Source organism: Bradyrhizobium sp. SSBR45G, assembly GCF_030159255.1.
Lineage (GTDB): Bacteria > Pseudomonadota > Alphaproteobacteria > Rhizobiales > Xanthobacteraceae > Bradyrhizobium.
On record NZ_BSCT01000041.1, the window covers coordinates 55,183 to 69,916 of the forward strand.

A 14,734-nucleotide genomic window follows, 5' to 3' on the forward strand; every position below is an offset into this window, starting at 1 on the left:
ATGGCAGAGCCTACGACCGCATGTCCTGCTGACGATGATCCCATTCCGTGTCCTGCGCTGCCGAAGCGCCGGCGTCGCGGCGCGGGCGGCGCAGCCGCTGCAGCCCGGCGCCGGCCAGCATCAAGGCCAATGTAAACCAGGTCAGCGCGTAAACCAGATGGTTGTTCGGAAACGCGATCACGGTCAGTCCGCCGACCGGAAAGCCGCCCGGATTCGGCCTTGCATCGGCATCGACGAAGAACGGTGCGACGCCCGACAGGCCGCGCGCAACGGCAATCGCGGCAACGTCACGTGAATACCAGCGATTCCCGGCGGGATCATTGTGGCGCAGGAAGCCGCCGCCCGGTTCCGAGATGCGTAGCAGGCCGCTGATGGTGACGGCGCCATCGGGGTTCCCCGCAGTACGGGTGGCCGGCTCGCGGCGCTCTGCCGGCACGAAGCCGCGGTTCACCAGCATGGTGCCGTCGGCGGTCTGCAGCGGCGTCACGACCCAATAGCCGGGGCCGGCGACCGTCACGGCCTGAACCAGCGTCTCGCGATCGTTGAGGAAGCGACCGCTGATGGTCACGCGCCGGTATTCGTCATCGCTCCGATTGATCGCGGGCCACGCGGCCGGTCCCGGGGCAGGCACCGGCTCGGCATGCGCGCGGCGCTCGACCCGGTCGATCAGATCGAGCTTCCAGGCCCGGCGCTCGACCTGCCAGACGCCGAGCGCCAGCAGAATGGCGACGCTGGCGACCCACGCCACGCGAATCGCGAGCGCCGCCGGCCGCAGCGCGCCAGGCCGCGTGCGGCCCGGCTCGCCTCTCTCCCCTGCCCCGCTGGCAGGTGCTGACATCACGGCGTCTGGCCCATCTCGTGAACTGGCATCATGTTGGTGGTCAGATGATGCATGACCCACAGCGAGCCTGATAGCGCGATCACCACCATGATGATGGTGAAGATCAGCGCCATCATGGTCCAGCCGCCTTCGGCCTTGGTGTTCATGTGCAGGAAGAAGACCATGTGGACGACGACCTGCACGGCCGCGAACGCCATGATGATCAGCGCCGTGGCCTGCTTGTCGAGCGAGCCGGTCATCACCAGCAGGAACGGGATCGCGGTGAGGACGACCGAGGCGCCGAAGCCGATCAGCTGGCCGGAACGCGTGCCGGCATGGGCATCGGCCGAATCGTGCGCGTGAGCGTGAGCGTGGACATCAGAGCTCATCGAAGCATCCCCATCAGATAGACGAAGGTGAAGACCCCGATCCAGATCACGTCGAGGAAGTGCCAGAACATGCTGAGGCAGACCAGCCGGCGCCGGTTGGCCTCGATCAGGCCGAAGCGCTTGACCTGCACCATCAGAGTGACCAGCCAGATCAGACCGAAGGTCACGTGCAGGCCGTGGGTTCCGACCAGCGTGAAGAACGACGACAGGAAGGCGCTGCGCTGCGGCGTTGCGCCCTCATGGATCATGTGGGCAAACTCGGTCAGCTCGATGCCGAGGAAGGCGAGACCGAACAAGCCGGTGACGACCAGCCACGCCTGCATCGCCTTGAGGCGGTTCTGCTGCATCGACAGCATCGCAAAGCCGTAGGTGAGCGACGACAGCAGCAGGAACGCGGTGTTGACCGCGACCAGCGACAGGTCGAACAGGTCCTTCGGCGCCGGGCCGGCGGCATATTTGGCGCCGAGCACGCCATAGACGGCAAACAGGATCGCAAAGATGAGACAGTCGCTCATCAGATAGATCCAGAAGCCGAGCATCGTGCTGCTCCCCTCGGGGTGCTCGTGCTCGTCGACGACGTAGAAGACCGGCTCGCCGGCCTTCAGGGTGCCCATCGCAACGGTCATGACTTGGCTCCTGCTGCGAGCAGCTCGGTCCGCGCCCGCTCGACGCTGACGACCTCATCGGCCGGGATATGGAAGCTGCGGTGATAGTTGAAGGTGTGGCCGATCGCGACCGCCAGCAGCGCGACGAAGCTGCCCGCCGCCATCCACCACATGTACCAGATCAGGCCGAACGCCATGGTGGTGCTGAGGCCCGCGAGGATCACGCCGGTGCCGGTGTTGCTCGGCATGTGGATCGCCTTGAAGCCAGCCAGCGGACGCGCATAGCCGCGACGCTTCATGTCCCACCACGCGTCATTGTCGTGCACGACGGGCGTGAACGCGAAGTTGTAGGCGGGCGGCGGAGACGACGTCGCCCACTCCAGGGTGCGCGCATCCCAGGGATCGCCGGTGACGTCGGCGAGCTGCTCGCGGCGCAGGATACTCACCGCGATCTGGATCAGGAAGCTCGCGATGCCCAGGAGGATCATGACGGCGCCGATGCCGGCGATCACGAACCAGATCTGCAGGCTCGGATCGTCGAAGGTGCGCAGCCGACGGGTCACGCCCATCAGGCCGAGCACATAGAGCGGCATGAAGGCGAAGTAGAACCCCACCGTCCAGAACCAGAACGACATCTTGCCCCAGAACACATCGAGCTTGAAGCCGAACGCCTTCGGGAACCAGTAGGCGATGCCGGCGAACAGGCCGAACAGCACGCCGCCGATGATCACGTTGTGGAAATGCGCGACCAGGAACAGGCTGTTGTGCAGCACGAAGTCGGCCGGCGGCACCGCCAGCAGCACGCCGGTCATGCCGCCGATCACGAAGGTCAGCATGAACGCGACCGTCCACATCATCGGCAGCTCGAAGCGGATGCGGCCGCGATACATCGTGAACAGCCAGTTGAACATCTTCGCGCCCGTCGGGATCGAGATGATCATCGTGGTGATGCCGAAGAACGAGTTGACGCTGGCCCCCGACCCCATCGTGAAGAAATGGTGCAGCCAGACCAGGTAGGACAGGATGGTGATGACGACGGTGGCGTAGACCATCGAGGTGTAGCCGAACAGGCGCTTGCCCGAGAAGGTCGACGTGACCTCCGAGAAGATGCCGAACGCCGGCAGGATCAGGATGTAGACCTCCGGATGGCCCCAGATCCAGATGAGGTTGACATACATCATCGGATCGCCGCCGAAATCATTGGTGAAGAAGTTGGTGCCGACGTAGCGGTCGAGCGACAGCAGCGCCAGCACGGCCGTCAGCACCGGGAAGGAGGCGACGATCAGCACGTTGGTGCACAGCGAGGTCCAGGTGAACACCGGCATCTTCATCATGGTCATGCCGGGCGCTCGCATCTTCACGATGGTGCAGATCAGGTTGACGCCGGACAGCAGCGTGCCGACGCCGGCGACCTGCAGCGCCCAGATGTAATAGTCGACGCCGACATCCGGACTGTAGGAGATGTTCGACAGCGGCGGATAGGCCAGCCAGCCGGTGCGGGCGAACTCGCCGACGAACAGCGAGCACATCACCAGCACGGCGCCGGCCGTGGTCATCCAGAAGCTGAAATTGTTGAGGAAGGGGAACGACACGTCGCGGGCGCCGATCTGCAGCGGCACGACATAGTTCATCAGGCCCGTGACCAGCGGCATCGCCACGAAGAAGATCATGATCACGCCATGCGCCGTGAACACCTGATCATAGTGGTGCGAATTGAGATAGCCCTCGGAGCCGTTGAAGGCGATCGCCTGCTGCAGCCGCATCATCAGCGCGTCGGCGAAGCCGCGCAGCAGCATGACGATGCCCAGCACCATGTACATGATGCCGATGCGCTTGTGGTCGACAGTGGTGAACCATTCCTTCCACAGATAGCCCCAGAGGCGAAAATAGGTGAGCGCGCCGAACAGCGCCGCGCCGCCGAGCGCGACCATCGCGAAGGTGCCGATGATGATGGGCTCGTGCAGCGGCAGCGACTCCAGGGTCAGCCGGCCGAAGATGAGCTTGGTGAGATTGGCTGTGTCGAACATGATGTGATCCTCACAAATCCGACGTCACGAATTCGACTTGGGGTTGGGGCTCGTGATGAACGATGCCTTGGACGGCCGCATCAGGCCGGGCCGCTCCAGCCCGCGTCCCTGCAGCGGCGTCCAGTCGAGCGGCGCCAGCACGGTGGGCGACGAATCAGCCGCCATGCGCGTGACCTGGTCGCCCGGCAGGCAGACGCCACCCACGACGAAGCTCGGCTCGGCGCCGAACACCGCGCCGCGTGCGGCAAACTTGTCATAGGCAAGCGGCAGCGTGTTGCGGACGCCGGCCATGCCCATGCCGCCCTGGGCATCGATCGCCATCATCTCGCTCATGCACATCTTGCCGGTCTCGACGCACATGTTGAGGATGGCGCGGAACAGGTCGCTGTCGACGGACGAGTAATAGCGGACCGGCTCGTTGGCGCTCGGGCGCTCCAGCGTCAGGTACTCGGGCTTGCCTAGCTGACTGCCGCTGGCCTTGGCCTTCTCGATCCAGCCGGCGAACTCGGCATCCGACAGGCCATGAAAGGCGAAGCGCATGCTGGAGAAGCCGGCACCGCTGTAGTTCGCCGAGAAACCGCGATAGAGGCCGGGCTTGTTGATGACCGCGTGCAGCCGGCTCTGCATGCCCGGCATCGCATAGATCTGGCCGGCGAGTGCCGGAATGTAGAACGAGTTCATCACCGACGACGAGGTGATCTTGAAATCGAGCGGGCGGTTGACCGGTGCGGCCAGCTCGTTGACGCTGGCGACGCCATATTCGGGATAGATGAACAGCCACTTCCAATCGAGCGCGACGACGTTGACCTCGAGCGGCTTGTCCTGCGGCGTCACCGGACGATCGGCGGCGATTCGGCCGAGCGTGCGATAGGGATCGAGCAGATGCGTGCCCATCCAGGTGACCGCGCCGAGGCAGATGATGATGAGCAGCGGCGCCGCCCAGATCAGCAGCTCGAGCTGCGTCGAGTGATCCCAATCCGGCGTGTACGTCGCCGAGGCGTTCGACTGGCGGTAGCGCCAGGCCACAACGGCGGTCGCGGCCATGACCGGCACCACGATCAGCAGCATCAGCACGGTGGCGATGATCACCAGATCGCGCTGCTGGGCAGCGACATCACCGGAGGGCGCGAGCACCACCAGATTGCAGCCACCGAGCGCGAATCCCAGCGGCAGCAGAGCCAACAGTTTCCAGTAACGCACGCTTAACCTCGTTCAAGGCGGATCTCTGATCGAGGTCTGAGGTAGCGATCGCGCGGCGTGCCCAACATTGGACAATTTGTCCAATACCGCAGCGACGCGGGGACAGACAATACGGCGCGGAATAGAGTGCGAGAGGACTGCAGGCAGCACGATGACACAGGCAGCGGCGACCGCCGACGGCGAAACGAATCTCTCCCGCAGGCACGAGGCGCATCCGGGCGAGATCGCGATCGGCGTCGTCATCGGGCGCACGTCGGAGTTCTTCGACTTCTTTGTCTACGCCATCGCCTCGGTGATCGTGTTTCCGCGCCTGGTGTTTCCGTTCGCCGACGAGCTGACGCAGACACTGTATTCGTTCGCGCTGTTCGCGCTGGCGTTCCTTGCGCGCCCGGTCGGCAGCGTGATCTTCATGGCGGTCGACCGCCGCTACGGCAAGAGCGCCAAGCTGATCACCGCCCTGTTTCTGCTGGGCACGTCCACCGTCGCGATCGCCTTCCTGCCGAGCTATCACACCGTCGGCGCCGCCGCGATCTGGCTGCTGGCGCTGGCACGAATCGGCCAGGGCCTCGCCTGGGGCGGCGCCTGGGATGGCCTCGCCTCGCTGCTCGCGCTGAACGCGCCGGAGCATCAGCGCGGCTGGTATGCGATGATCCCGCAGCTCGGCGCACCGCTGGGCCTGATCGTCGCCAGCGTGCTGTTTGCCTTCTTCGTCGGCAATCTCTCGGCGGCCGACTTCTTCGACTGGGGCTGGCGCTATCCGTTCTTCGTCGCCTTCGCCATCAACGTCGTGGCGCTGTTCGCGCGGCTGCGCATGGTGGTGACGCCGGAATATGACGAGTTGTTCCACTCCCGTGAACTGCAGCCGGCCAGCGTCGTCAACACCATCCGCCATGAGGGCCGCAACATCGTGATCGGCGCGTTTGCGCCGCTGGCGAGTTTTGCGCTGTTCCACATGGTGACGGTGTTCCCGCTGTCCTGGGTGTTCCTGTTCACCAAGGAAACGCCGGCGCGCTTCCTGGTGATCGAAGCCGTCGGCGCCGTGTTCGGCGTCGTCGCGATCGTGGCCTCGGGCATGCTTGCCGACCGCATCGGGCGAAGGTCGCTGCTGATCGGTTCGGCGATCGCCATCGCGGTGTTCTCCGGCTTCGCGCCGCAGATGCTCGACGCCGGACCGGTCGGCGAGACCGTCTACATGGTGCTCGGCTTCATCCTGCTCGGCCTGTCGTTCGGCCAATCCTCCGGCGCGATCGCCTCGAACTTCGCGCCGACCTATCGCTACACGGCCTCGGCGCTGACTGCCGACCTCGCCTGGCTGTTCGGCGCCGGCTTCGCCCCGCTCGCCGCCCTGGTGCTGGCGGCGTATCTCGGGCTGATCTCAGCGGGTGGCTATCTGCTGTCAGGCGCCGTGTGCACCCTGCTCGCGCTGTGGCTCAGCACGTCACGGCAGATTCAGCAGGTGTGAGGCGGCGCGACGCGTTGCTTTTTAGCTGGGCCTCATGGTTCGAGACGCGTCGCGAGGGCGACGCTCCTCACCATGAGGGTTGGGTCCGGAAGCCGGCCTTGCGCATTTGACGATGAGCAGCGTGCTCATGGAGAGGATCGAGAGCTTTGCTCCAAGTTGTGCGCTTAACCTTCCCAGCAAACACCTCGCCCCTCACCCTGAGGAGCCCGCCAGAGGCGGGCGTCTCGAAGGGCGAGGCCCGGCTCGGGCCTCATGGTTCGAGACGCGCCGCAAGGGCGGCGCTCCTCACCATGAGGGTTAAGCTCTGGCGCCGCCGTTGCATGTCAAAGACGACTCACGTTCCGCGCCACTTGCGCTCCGCCTCGTCCCACGCCGCCAGCGGCTGCAAATCCGGGACCCAGGCGAGGCCGGTCTTGGCGTCCGACGACACCGCCTCCGGCGTGACCACCATGTCGAGCAGCGCGGGACGATTTGCCAGCGCGCGCTTGATGGCAGGTCCGAGCTGCTCGGCGGTCTCGACGCGCTCGGCATGCATGCCGAAGGCGCGGGCCATCGCGGCGTGATCGGCGAATTGCAGCCTGGTGCCGACGACCTTGCCATGCGTCACCGTCTGGTCGTGGACCTCGATCTGCCAGGCGCCGTTGTTGGCGACCACGATCAGCACCGGCGCCTTGTGGCGCACGGCGGTGTCGACTTCGATCGCATTGAAGCCGAACGCGCCGTCGCCCGTCGCGACCACCACGGGCTTGTCGGGAAAGGCAAGGCTCGCCGCGATGCCATAGGGCACGCCGATGCCGATGCAGCCGAACGGGCCGGGATCGAGCATCATCGGCGCGCTTAAGCCCACGCGGGCGAAGGACAGGAAATCACCGCCATCGGTGATGACCACGGCATCGTTGCCGATCGCCTCCTGCAATGCCGAGAGCACGCGATTGGGATGCAGCCGCCCGTCGGCGCCGGCCGGGGCTGCCGCCATGCTCTGCTTCAGCTTGGCGGCGCGCTCCTGATGCGCCGCGCGCAGCTTGCCCGCCCACTGCCGATCGACGGCGGATTCGCGATTGCCCGCCAGCGCCACCATCGCGCGCAAGCTCTCGGCGGGGGAGGCCAGAATCTCTGCAGCGCCGCGGCGGTTGTCGCGCAGTTCGCTCGCGGTGTCGCTGATGCGCACGAACTTGGCGTCCTTGAAGACGGCCGGCGAACCATAGGCGAGCTGGAAGTCGAGCTTCCGGCCCACCGTCAGCACGACATCGGCATCACCCATGACCGCGCCGCGCATCGCGCCGACCACCGACGGATGATCGTCGGGCACGAGGCCCCTGCTCTCGCCGGTGTCGAGATAGACCGCGCCGAGCCGGTCGAGCAGCCCGATCAGCTCGGGGCCGGCGCCGCGCGCGCCGCGGCCGGAGATGACGAGCACGCGGCGCGCCGACCACAGCAGCTCGACGGCTTTCTCGACCTCAACCGGGTCCGGCCGCGTCGCCGCGCGCGGCTTCGGCGCGAGATGCTCCTCGAGCTGCATCGCCTTCGGCACGAGGCCGCGCAAAGTATCGACGGGGAAATCGATGAAGACCGGTCCCGGCTCGCCGCCGTCACCGAAGGCGCGGGAGATCGCCTCGTCGAGCTCCTGCAGCACCAGCGACGGCTCGCGCACGGTGCGCGCATAGCGCGTGATCGAGCGCACCAGCTGGGTGTGATCCATGTCCTGCAGGCCGCCGCGATTCTCCTGCGGCCGCGGATTGCCGCCTGAGATCACCAGCACCGGCGCGCGCGAGACGTGGGCGTTGGCGATGCCGGTGATGGCATTGGTCATGCCGGGTCCGGCCGTGACCAGCGCGACGCCGAGCTCGCCGGTCAGCTCCGCATGCGCCTGCGCCATGTGCACGGCGGCGCGCTCGTCGCGCACGTCGATGATGCGGATGCCCTCGGCGTCGAGCCGCATCCAGATCGGCATGATGTGGCCGCCGCACAGCGCGAACACGCGGGCAACGCCGCGGCGCTTGAGCAGGCGGGCGATCAGGTCGGCGGCACTGTCGGGAGAGACTTTCATTGGACTACTCCGGCGCGTGTGAATGGGATCAGCCCGGCGCGAGCCAGGCGACGAGCAGCGAGACGGTGAGAACGGCGAAGATGTGCGAGACGAGAATCGCGCCCGAGGTGACGCCGGCCTCGAGGCCATAGAGCTTGGCGATGGTGAACGGCCCGGAGCCGATCGGCAGCGCGCTCAGGATGACGGCCGAATGCGACCACAGCGGCGGCATTGAGAACACATGGAAAGCAAGCAGCGCCGTGATCGCCGGCTGCATCACGAGCTTCAGCGACACGAGGATGCCGATCGAGGCTGCATCGTGCGTGACCACGCGCTCCTGCGCCAGGAACAGACCGATGCAGACCAATGCGGCCGGCGAGGCGGCGCCGCCGAGCAAGGTCGTGAAGCTCAGGAACGGCGCCGGCAGCGCGAAGCCGCTGAGGCCAACCGCAAGCCCGGCGACGGGCGCGATGAACAGCGGGCTCGTCAGCAGCGAGCGCGCGACCTTGGCCACCGTGGCGCCCAAGGTCGCGCCCTTCTGAAGATCCATCTCGACGACGACGATGGCGAACAAGAACAGCACGCAGGCCGTGAACAGGGTCGCGATGATCGAGGCCGGCGCGCTGTCGGGGCCGAACACCAAGAGGCACATCGGAATGCCCATGAAGCCGACATTGCTGTAGCCGGCGTCGAGCCCCTCGATGCTGGCGTTCGCAACGCGACGGCCGCGCAGCCGGCTGATGATGAAGCCGGTCGCGAACGTCGCGGCAATGCCGCCGCAGAAGGCGCCGATGAAGCCGAACTGGCTGACCTGCTCGACGCCGATCTTGGACATCGCGCTGAAGATCAGCGCCGGCAGCGCAAGATACACCGCGAAGCGGTTGAGGTTGTCGGTCGCGGTGCGATCGAACACACCGAATCTGCCGCACAGAAACCCGGTCAGGATCAGCGCGAAGATCGGAAGGGCGGAATTGAGAACGGCCTGCATCGCAGCTACATATCAGGCCGCAGCACATCGCAGCCACTCACCTTAGGAAAATCTCTTCTTCAGCTCGCGGTGCAGAATCTTGCCGGTGGCGTTGCGCGGCATCTCGCTGTCGGTGATGAAGGCATAGGTGCGCGGCCGCTTGAAGCCGGCGAGACGCTCCTTGGCCCAGTCGGCCAGCTCGCATTCCTTCACCGCCATGCCGTCGCGCGGCACGATCACGGCGTGCACCCGCTCGCCCCATTTGTCGTCGGGCAGGCCGATCACCGCGATATCCTTGACGCTGGGATGGGCACCGACCAGCGCCTCGACCTCGGACGGATAGATGTTCTCGCCGCCCGAAATGATCATGTTGCTTTTGCGGTCGGCCAGATGGATGTAGCCGTCGGCATCGCGGCGGGCCATGTCGCCGACCGAGCAGTAATCGCCGCGGAACGCCTCCTTCGTCTTTTCGGGCAACCGCCAATAGCAGTCGAAGGTGTGGGCGTTGGAGGAATAGAGTTCGCCCGCCTCGCCGTCCGGCACCTCGTTGCCGGCTTCGTTGAGGATGCGGATGGGGGCGGCGCCGACGCATTCGCGGCCCACCGAGCCGAGCTTGGTGAACTGCTCATGCGGATGCAGCATGGTGACCCAGCCGGTCTCGGTCGCGCCGTAGAGCTCATAGAGGCCCGACTTCGGAAACATCTCCATCACCTCGCGCTTGGTCTCGGGACGCGCCGGCGCCGACGAGATCATCAGCTTGGTGACCGCGCTGAAATCATGCTGCGCCCGCAGCGTGCGCGGCAGGTCGAGCATCATGATGTAGTGCGTCGGCACCAGCGAGGTGAAGGTCGAGCCGCCATCGGCGAGCGTCGTCACCGCATGCTCGGGATCAAAACTCTTGCGCGAATAGATCGAATTGACGCCGCCGACATAGCCGAAGGCGCCGAAGAAGTTCAGCGAGTTGGCATGGCACATCGGCATCACCAGCAGCGCGCCGTCGTTGCGGCTGAGCTTCAGCTCGATCTCGGTGACCATCGACAACAGGACCGCGCTGCGGTGGCTGCGAAGCACGCCCTTCGGCTTGCCGGTCGTTCCCGACGTGTACATCAGCGTCCAGGGATCGGACAGCGCCACCTGCTGGTCCGGCTCGCGATCGGCGGCCGCCGCGATGATGTCCTCATAGCCGCGATAGCCGGCCGGGCGCGGCCTGGAGCCGAAATGGATGAAGCGGTCGTCGGCGATGCCGAGATCCTTGCGAGTCTCTTCGACCAGGCCGATGAGCTCATCCTGAACAATGACAGCAGCCGCCTCGGCGTTCTGGACGATGAACTGCACCTCGGGCGCGGTGAGGCGGAAATTGATCGGCAGCGCGATGAGCCCGGCCTTGGCGGTGGCGGCATAGATCTCGCACCACTCGACGCAATTATAAGCCAGCACCGCGACGCGATCGCCCTTGGCGAGACCAAGTCCGAGCAGCGCATTGGCGAGCCGGCGGGCGCGCTCATTCCAGAGCGAGAACGTCATCGCCCGTTCGAGATCGCGAGCGCCCACGCGGTCCGGCGACATGCGGGCATGGGCCGACAGCATCTGCCCGAAATTCAAGAGGTCCATCATCGTCGTTCCCCCTTCATCTCTTCGTTTGCGGCCGAACGATCATCGCAGCAACCCGATCGAGAACCACGGCACCGCCGCGATCACGATGGTCCCGATCAATAGCGCCAGTGTGTAGCCGAGCATCGGCCGGATGCCCAAGTCCGGATGAATGCGGCTGATCGCGCAGGCGGCGTAGTAGCCGACGCCGAATGGCGGCGCGAACAGGCCGATACCCATCGCCAGGATCACGACCATCGCATAGTGCACCTCGTGGATGCCGATCTGCTTGGCGATCGGAAACAGCAACGGGCCGAACAGCACGATGGCCGGAATGCCTTCGAGCACGCTGCCGAGCACGATGAAGGCTGCGATGGTCACGGCCAGGAACATCGGCACGCCGCCCGGCAAATTGGTCATGAAGCGCGCCAGCGCGGTCGAGAAGCCCGACTGCGTCAGCGCCCAGGCCATGCCGGTGGCGGCGCCGATGATCAGCAGGATGGCGCCGGACAGCGCCGCGGTCTCGATCAGCATCGGCGACAGCCGGCGCCAGTCGAAGCGGCGATAGAGCAGCAAACCGCACAGCGCGGAATAGACGATGCCGATGGTGGAGACTTCGGTGGCCGTGGCGACGCCACCGACGACCGCGGCACGGATGATGAAGGGCAGCGCGACGGCCGGCAGCGCGATGACAAAGCTCCTGGCGATCACGCCGAGGCTCGCCTTGCTGACATGCGACAGATCCTCGCCGCGATAGCGCTGCCAGACCACGACGCACAGCATGAAGGCCAGCACCAGGCCCGGCAGCAGCCCGCCGGTGAACAGCGCCGCGATCGACACGCCGGTGACCGAGCCGATGGTGATCAGAACCAGGCTCGGCGGGATGGTCTCGGTCTGCGCGCCGGTCGCGGACAAAAGCGCGACGAGATCGCCGGGCTTGGCGCCGCGCTTGACCATCTCGGGAAACAGCACCGGCGCCACCGCGGCCATGTCAGCGGCCTTGGAGCCGGAGATGCCGGAGACGAGATACATCGCGGCGACCAGCACATATTGCAGGCCACCGCGGACGTGGCCCAAGAGGCTTGCGAGAAAGCCGACCATCGCCCGCGCCATGCCGGTCATCTCGATCAACAGGCCGAGAAAGACGAAAAGCGGCACCGACAGCAGGATCAGGTGGCTCATGCCCTCGTCCATGCGGCCGATCACCACCGTCGACGGCGTGGTCGTGGTCAAGGTGATGTAGGCGAAGGTGGCGAGGCCGAAGGCGAAGGCGATCGGCACGGCCGCGAACACCAGGATCGCGACGAGCCCGACGAAGAAGATCAGCAGATTGAGGTTGCCGAGCGGGACCAATGCGGGTCCGAGAAGATTGAGCCCGACACCGCTCGCGCCGATCAGCAGCGCTGCGCTGCCGATCAGCTTCCACTCACCAAGCGCGCACAGCCGCAGCACGGCGATGACCAGCATCAAGCCGAGGCCGGTCGGCAGCGCGGCGGCGCGCCAGAGATTGGACAGCTCCAGCGCCGGCGTGGTGATGATCGCCTCGTCGGCGGCGAACTCGTAGGCTGGATCGATCACGAGGATCAGGAAGGCCAGCGGCGCGGCGATCGCGAGCACATCGAGGAACGATCGCATGCGCGGCGATAGGCGTCCGACCACCGCCGTCATGCGCATGTGCTCGCCGCGCTGGAAGGCAACGGCGGCGCCGAGCATCGCGAGCCAGAGGAACAGGATGCCGGCCAGCTCGTCCGACCAGATCAGCGGCCTGTGGAACACGTAGCGGGCGCAGACGCCCGCGAACAGCACCGCGATCTCGGCGACGACGAGCAGCGCCGCAGCGGTCGAGACGATCGCGCCGAGCGTCCGCTCGAACGCGCGCGCGACGGATGCCAATCCGGTTGCGGGCAGGACGGATACACTGGACTGTTCAGCGAGTTGCATGGCCATGGCCCGACACCCGTAACCGGGACTGAGGTTCAGCTGATGTTGCCGGCGTAGCGCTGCAGCAAGGTCCAGGCCTCGTCGCCGAACTTGGCCTTCGCATCCTTGTAGAAGCTGGTCTTGGCCAGCGTCGCCTGGAACAGCTCGGCATCGGTCCTGTTGAAGGTCAGGCCCTTGCCCTCCAGGCTCTTCTGCAGGTCGGCATTGGCCTGGACGATATCGGCGCGCTGTTTTTTGGCAGCCGCATTGAATGTCGTCTGCAGCAGTTTCTGCACGTCCTGCGGAATCGTCTTCCAGATCTTGCCGCTCGACAGCAGCCAGAACCCGTCCCAGCTGTGATTGGTGAGCGAGCAGAATTTCTGCACCTCGTAGAACTTCGCCGACTCGATCAGCGCCAGCGGGTTCTCCTGGCCGTCGGCGATCCTGGTCTGCAGCGCCGAATACGCCTCGCTCAGCGGCACGCTGATCGGCGAGGCGCCAAGGGCGGAGAACATCGCGACCCACAGCGGCACCACCGGCACGCGGATCTTGAAGTTGGCAAGATCAGTCGGCGTGTTGACCGGCTTGGTGCTGGTCGTGATCTGGCGAAAGCCGTTGTCCCAGACGCTCTCGAATGGAAACAGCCCGACCTTCTCGATGTTGCGGCGGATGAATCCGCCGACCTCGCCGTCCATCGCCGCCCACACCTTGTCGTAGCTGGTGAAGGCGAAGCCGACCCCCGTCAGCGACGCCGTCGGGATCAGGGTCGACAGCACGGTGCCCGGCATGGTCGCGAGCTCGAGCGCGCCGGAGCGCAACTGGGTGATCATGTCGCTGTCGCTGCCGAGCTGATTGTTCGGAAACAGGCTGATCTCGACCTGCCCCTTGGTCTCGGTCGTGATCGCGTCGACCGCCTCGCGCAGCCGCACATTCACCGAATGCGTCGCCGGCAAGTCATTTCCGAATTTGAGCTTGAGCGGCGCGGCCTGTGCCAGCACGGCCGGGCTCTTCACGAGATAGCCAGCGGCGGCGGCGCCGGCAGCGGATGTCAACAACGCACGACGGCTCACCTTGAGCATGGCCTCTCTCCCATGATGGGTCGCATTTTCGCGACTTCTGAAAGAATTCGTATTCCGAATTCGAATTCAAATCAAGTGGATTCTAGTATTGGCTGAAGCTGGAGCGGCTTCAGAGAAAGCGGATCTAAATACCTCTCTCGTGCAACCCGAAAGATGTCGTCCCGGGCAAGTCCGACAACGCGTCAGCGTTGGCGGGCGCCGACCCGGGACCCATACTCCGCGGCGCTCGTGGCTTGGCAAGATCGGTCGGCCATCGTGCCTCGCACGTCTCCCTGTGGTTATGGGTCCCGGATCGGCGCGCGCTTTGCGCGCTTGTCCGGGACGACAGCGGAGGGTGGTGGAGCAATCAACGAGCCAAGGCTCGCCCAACTAAAACTAATAAGCCGAAATCCAAGCCCGTTAATTGATGGGCACAAGTCGCGCGGAAACCATGGCCGAACGGGGAACAATGAAAATAGACAAAAGGGGTGGAGCGGCGGACCGCCCCACCCTGCTTGGTCGTGCTACGCCTTCATCGCCGCCTTGACCGCCTCGGCGGTGATCGGCAGCGAGCGCAGCCGTGCGCCGCAGGCGTTGTAGATGGCGTTGCCGAGCGCCGGCGCGACCACGGTCACCGCGGGCTCGCCGACGCCGGTCGCCTTCTCGCCAT

General features: G+C 65.7%; 11 protein-coding genes. 1 reads left to right on the forward strand and 10 read right to left on the reverse strand.

Annotation, left to right across the window (positions count from 1 at the left end; all coding sequences use genetic code 11):
- Positions 1-10 precede the first annotated feature (10 nt).
- The 5 genes from QQL87_RS31860 to cyoA are packed head-to-tail and all read right to left on the reverse strand — an operon-like array spanning position 11 to position 5,041.
- Positions 11-838: an SURF1 family protein gene (locus tag QQL87_RS31860; RefSeq protein WP_284423034.1), complete on the reverse strand. Its 828-nt coding sequence runs from the start codon at positions 836-838 to the stop codon at positions 11-13.
- Entirely contained in the window at positions 838-1,209 is a 372-nt protein-coding gene (cyoD, locus tag QQL87_RS31865) for a cytochrome o ubiquinol oxidase subunit IV (protein WP_284423035.1), read from the reverse strand. Before cyoD ends, QQL87_RS31860 begins: the two co-directional genes overlap by 1 nt.
- Positions 1,206-1,835, reverse strand: coding sequence for a cytochrome o ubiquinol oxidase subunit III (cyoC, locus tag QQL87_RS31870; protein ID WP_284423036.1), 630 nt, complete (start codon positions 1,833-1,835; stop codon positions 1,206-1,208). The genes cyoD and cyoC overlap by 4 nt, the downstream gene beginning before the upstream one ends.
- Positions 1,832-3,841, reverse strand: a complete 2,010-nt coding sequence (gene cyoB, locus QQL87_RS31875; protein ID WP_284423037.1) for a cytochrome o ubiquinol oxidase subunit I — start codon at positions 3,839-3,841, stop codon at positions 1,832-1,834. Before cyoB ends, cyoC begins: the two co-directional genes overlap by 4 nt.
- A gap of 24 nt (positions 3,842-3,865) precedes the next feature.
- Positions 3,866-5,041, reverse strand: a complete 1,176-nt coding sequence (gene cyoA, locus QQL87_RS31880) for a ubiquinol oxidase subunit II (protein WP_284423038.1) — start codon at positions 5,039-5,041, stop codon at positions 3,866-3,868.
- 151 nt (positions 5,042-5,192) lie between these two features.
- On the opposite strand from cyoA, the gene QQL87_RS31885 reads away from it, so the two are divergent.
- Complete coding sequence (locus QQL87_RS31885) at positions 5,193-6,503, forward strand: MFS transporter (protein ID WP_284423039.1); 1,311 nt, start codon at positions 5,193-5,195, stop codon at positions 6,501-6,503.
- A 334-nt stretch (positions 6,504-6,837) separates the two neighbouring features.
- On the opposite strand, the gene QQL87_RS31890 is transcribed toward QQL87_RS31885, so the two are convergent.
- The 5 genes from QQL87_RS31890 to QQL87_RS31910 are packed head-to-tail and all read right to left on the reverse strand — an operon-like array spanning position 6,838 to position 14,085.
- Complete coding sequence (locus QQL87_RS31890; protein WP_284423040.1) at positions 6,838-8,550, reverse strand: 2-hydroxyacyl-CoA lyase; 1,713 nt, start codon at positions 8,548-8,550, stop codon at positions 6,838-6,840.
- A 28-nt stretch (positions 8,551-8,578) separates the two neighbouring features.
- Positions 8,579-9,517: an AEC family transporter gene (locus tag QQL87_RS31895; RefSeq protein ID WP_284423041.1), complete on the reverse strand. Its 939-nt coding sequence runs from the start codon at positions 9,515-9,517 to the stop codon at positions 8,579-8,581.
- 42 nt (positions 9,518-9,559) lie between these two features.
- On the reverse strand, positions 9,560-11,110 hold the full coding sequence (locus QQL87_RS31900) for an AMP-binding protein (RefSeq protein ID WP_284423042.1): 1,551 nt from the start codon (positions 11,108-11,110) through the stop codon (positions 9,560-9,562).
- Positions 11,111-11,149: 39 nt separating this feature from the next.
- Positions 11,150-13,033 carry a TRAP transporter large permease gene (locus tag QQL87_RS31905; protein WP_284423043.1) on the reverse strand — a complete coding sequence of 628 codons (1,884 nt, stop codon included), beginning with the start codon at positions 13,031-13,033 and terminating at the stop codon, positions 11,150-11,152.
- A 29-nt stretch (positions 13,034-13,062) separates the two neighbouring features.
- Positions 13,063-14,085: a TRAP transporter substrate-binding protein gene (locus tag QQL87_RS31910; protein ID WP_284423044.1), complete on the reverse strand. Its 1,023-nt coding sequence runs from the start codon at positions 14,083-14,085 to the stop codon at positions 13,063-13,065.
- Between the last annotated feature and the right edge of the window lie 649 nt (positions 14,086-14,734).

What these genes read in the sequence shown, in the direction of transcription:
- cyoB (WP_284423037.1), bottom strand. Translation starts at nt 3,841, where the DNA reads ATGTTCGACACAGCCAATCTCACCAAGCTCATCTTCGGCCGGCTGACC.
- QQL87_RS31895 (WP_284423041.1), bottom strand. Translation starts at nt 9,517, where the DNA reads ATGCAGGCCGTTCTCAATTCCGCCCTTCCGATCTTCGCGCTGATCCTG.
- QQL87_RS31900 (WP_284423042.1), bottom strand. Translation starts at nt 11,110, where the DNA reads ATGATGGACCTCTTGAATTTCGGGCAGATGCTGTCGGCCCATGCCCGC.
- QQL87_RS31910 (WP_284423044.1), bottom strand. Translation starts at nt 14,085, where the DNA reads ATGCTCAAGGTGAGCCGTCGTGCGTTGTTGACATCCGCTGCCGGCGCC.
- cyoC (WP_284423036.1), bottom strand. Translation starts at nt 1,835, where the DNA reads ATGACCGTTGCGATGGGCACCCTGAAGGCCGGCGAGCCGGTCTTCTAC.
- QQL87_RS31860 (WP_284423034.1), bottom strand. Translation starts at nt 838, where the DNA reads ATGTCAGCACCTGCCAGCGGGGCAGGGGAGAGAGGCGAGCCGGGCCGC.
- cyoD (WP_284423035.1), bottom strand. Translation starts at nt 1,209, where the DNA reads ATGAGCTCTGATGTCCACGCTCACGCTCACGCGCACGATTCGGCCGAT.
- QQL87_RS31905 (WP_284423043.1), bottom strand. Translation starts at nt 13,033, where the DNA reads ATGGCCATGCAACTCGCTGAACAGTCCAGTGTATCCGTCCTGCCCGCA.
- QQL87_RS31890 (WP_284423040.1), bottom strand. Translation starts at nt 8,550, where the DNA reads ATGAAAGTCTCTCCCGACAGTGCCGCCGACCTGATCGCCCGCCTGCTC.
- QQL87_RS31885 (WP_284423039.1), top strand. Translation starts at nt 5,193, where the DNA reads ATGACACAGGCAGCGGCGACCGCCGACGGCGAAACGAATCTCTCCCGC.